Raw genomic sequence first — 3,132 nt, 5'->3', positions numbered from 1 at the left:
CGATGTGCTGGTAGCCGAAACCAACGGCCCCGGCGAAGACAGCGGCTTCAGCATCAAGAAGTGGGTGCAGGGTATCGTGATGAAACGGGCCGGCGCCAAAACGCCGAGCGCGGATCGCATTTCCCTGTTACGCGATGCAGACGGCGATGGTGTGGCAGAAACCAGAACCATATTCCTGTCCAAACTGCATTCGCCGTTCGGCATGGCGTTGATCGGCAATACGCTGTACGTCGCCAATACCGATGCGATCGTGCGCTTCCCCTATGTAAGCGGCGAGTTGCAGATCACGAGTCCGGGCGTGAAGGTGACCGATCTGCCGGCCGGCAAAATCAACCATCACTGGACCAAAAACATCATCGCCAGTGAAGATGGCTCCAGGATCTATGCGACGGTTGGCTCCAATTCCAACGTGGCTGAAAACGGCATCGAAAACGAAGTCAACCGCGCCGCCATCCTCGAAATCGATCCAGCCACCGGCAGCACGCGCCTGTTCGCGTCCGGTTTGCGCAATCCAAACGGCATGGCCTGGCAAGCGCAAAGCAAGGCGCTGTGGACGGTCGTCAACGAACGTGATGAACTCGGCAGCGATCTGGTCCCCGACTATATGACCGCGGTTAAAGATGGCGGGTTTTACGGCTGGCCCTACAGTTACTACGGCCAGAATATAGACCAACGTGTTCAACCGCCGCGGCCCGACCTTGTAGCAAAGGCGATTCCACCTGACTATGCGCTGGGCGCACATACCGCCCCGCTGGGCTTGATGTTTTATAGCGGCAAGGACTTGCCGAAGAAATATCTGAATGGCGCATTCATAGGCCAGCATGGCTCATGGAATCGCAAGCCGCGCAGCGGTTACAAAGTGATTTTCGTGCCGTTTGCCAACGGCATGCCATCCGGCCCGTCGCAGGATATCCTGACTGGCTTCGTCAATGCGGAGGGCGAGGCTATGGGCCGCCCGGTCGGATTGACGATGGATCGCACCGGCGCGATCCTGGTCGCGGATGATGTAGGCAATGTAATCTGGCGCGTGAAATCGTCGGGCACGCAATAAATTCCGATACCGGACCCAGCGCATCGTCATATTGATTTGATCGCTGCAGCGGACGCAAAGAAAGTGCAAGTAAAAAAGCGCAGCCAGAATTGATCATTCTGGCTGCGCTTTTTAGCAAGAACTTCTGCTGTAAAGAAGTCCCGCTTTACCTGCCTGTCGTACTGGATATTTTTACTGTTGCTGCGCCAAAGCTGGCACATCCTTTTGTACTGGCGCTTCCCAGCCACCGCCCAATGCGCGTATCAAGCCTACCGAAGCCACTGCGCGTTGACCTGCACTGCGTACGCGCGAACGCTGCGACGACAGGTTGCTACGTTGCGCGTCGATCACTTCAAAGTAGCTGGCCGAACCATTGCGATAGCGTGAATCTGCCAGGCGTGCAGCAAGTTGCGCCGATTTGATCGCCTGTTCTTCAAACATCATTTGGCGGTCCAGTGTACGCAGCGCACTCAGGTTGTCTTCGACATCGCGAAAGCCGACCAGTACTTGCTGGCGGTAATTGGCAACCATGCTTTCGTAATTGGCATCGGCACGCGCAAGATTGGATTTGTTGCGGCCGCCATCAAACAAGGGCAGCGACAACATGGTGCCAACCACCGGCCCCAGCATCCAGCTGCGGCTGGACCATTTGAACAGGTCACGCAATTCGTTCGACTCGTAACCCGCCGAACCGGTCAACAACAGCTTGGGAAAGAACGCTGCCTTGGCGGCGCCGATACGTGCACTGGATGCAGCGAGTTGACGCTGAGCCTGTGCGATATCAGGCCTGCGTTCCAGCAGATCGGAGGGCAAGCCGGCCGGCACTGTCACGATGGGTGCATTGAACGGTGCGACGACCAGGGTAAATTCAGCCGGCGCTTTGCCGAGCAAAATTGCCAGCGCATGATCGCTGCGTGCACGTTCACGGTTGACGCCTTCCAGCTCCGCACTGGTGGTGGCCCATTCTGTCTTTGCCTGCGCCACATCCAGCTCGCTGGTGTCGCCTGCATCAAAGCGACGTTGTGCCAGGTCCAGTCCTTCCTGACGCAAGGCGATGGTTTTTTGCAGGACGTCGATTTCCGAATCCAGCGAACGTATCGTGAAGTAAAGTTGCGCGACATCCGATTGCAATGCGAGCAGGACAGAACGATACGCAGCCTCCTGCCCTTCTGCATCCAGGCGTGCAGCACGGCTGGAATCGGACAGGCGACCGAACAGATCGACTTCATACGAGAACGACAAAGGCGCGCGATAAGTCGTTGATGTAGTCTGCGCATTGCCGACGCGGGTCGGACCTGCACCCACGTCAACCTGCACGCCACGATCGGCATCGACTACACCGGCAGCAGCGCGAGCATCCTTTACGCGAGCCAGCGCCATGGCTAGATTTGGGCTGGATGTCGTCGCCTCGACGATCAGCTTGCCCAGATCTTCGTCGCCATATACCGTCCACCATGCACCGCGATCTGTGTTGTCGGCTGGCGCGGCGACTTTCCATGCACCATCCAGCTGTTCAGACTTTTCGCGATATTGCGTCGGCAAATCGAGTTTCACCTGGTCCGGCGGCTTCGCCGTAGAGCAGCCGGCGAGTACCAGTGCCGCGACCAGAGCGGTAAGAGTTAAATTAAATTTTTTCATGATCAACCCTCGTGATTCTGCGTAAATGCATGCTGGGTATCGATTGCGACAGGAGCCGGATGCGCCACATAGGCCTCGCCTTCCGGTTCCTTCTTGCGGGTGAATTTTTTCTCCAGCGTGCGCAGCAATACATAGAAGATAGGCGTCAGGAACAGGCCGAATGCAGTCACACCTATCATGCCGGAGAACACCGCCACACCCATCGCATGACGCATTTCTGCACCGGCACCGGAGGACAGGATCAGCGGCACCACACCCGCGATAAACGCAATCGATGTCATCAGAATAGGACGCAGACGCAAGCGTGCTGCTTCAATTGCTGCTGCATAGGTTTCACATCCCTGATGCTCCAGTTCGCGAGCGAACTCCACAATCAGAATCGCGTTCTTGCAGGCCAGCCCCACCAGCACGATCAGACTGATCTGCGTAAAGATATTGTTGTCGCCACCGGTCAGCCAGACACC

General features: G+C 57.1%; 3 protein-coding genes. 1 reads left to right on the top strand and 2 read right to left on the bottom strand.

The window, feature by feature from the left end; all coding sequences use genetic code 11:
- A partial coding sequence (locus tag Q7T06_RS06840) for a sorbosone dehydrogenase family protein (RefSeq protein WP_304782395.1) occupies positions 1–1,051 on the top strand: 1,051 nt, incomplete at its 5' end.
- Positions 1,052–1,222: 171 nt separating this feature from the next.
- On the opposite strand, the gene Q7T06_RS06835 is transcribed toward Q7T06_RS06840, so the two are convergent.
- On the bottom strand, positions 1,223–2,668 hold the full coding sequence (locus Q7T06_RS06835; RefSeq protein WP_304782392.1) for an efflux transporter outer membrane subunit: 1,446 nt from the start codon (positions 2,666–2,668) through the stop codon (positions 1,223–1,225).
- A gap of 2 nt (positions 2,669–2,670) precedes the next feature.
- On the bottom strand, positions 2,671–3,132 hold a 462-nt coding region (locus Q7T06_RS06830), incomplete at its 5' end, for an efflux RND transporter permease subunit (protein WP_304782390.1).

Origin of the sequence: Herminiimonas sp. (assembly GCF_030645555.1) — a bacterium.
Classification (GTDB): domain Bacteria; phylum Pseudomonadota; class Gammaproteobacteria; order Burkholderiales; family Burkholderiaceae_D; genus Oxalicibacterium.
The sequence above is the reverse complement of the archived record's forward strand: the minus strand, read 5'-3'. Positions and strand labels throughout refer to the sequence as shown.

What these genes read in the sequence shown, in the direction of transcription:
- Q7T06_RS06835 (WP_304782392.1), bottom strand. Translation starts at nt 2,668, where the DNA reads ATGAAAAAATTTAATTTAACTCTTACCGCTCTGGTCGCGGCACTGGTA.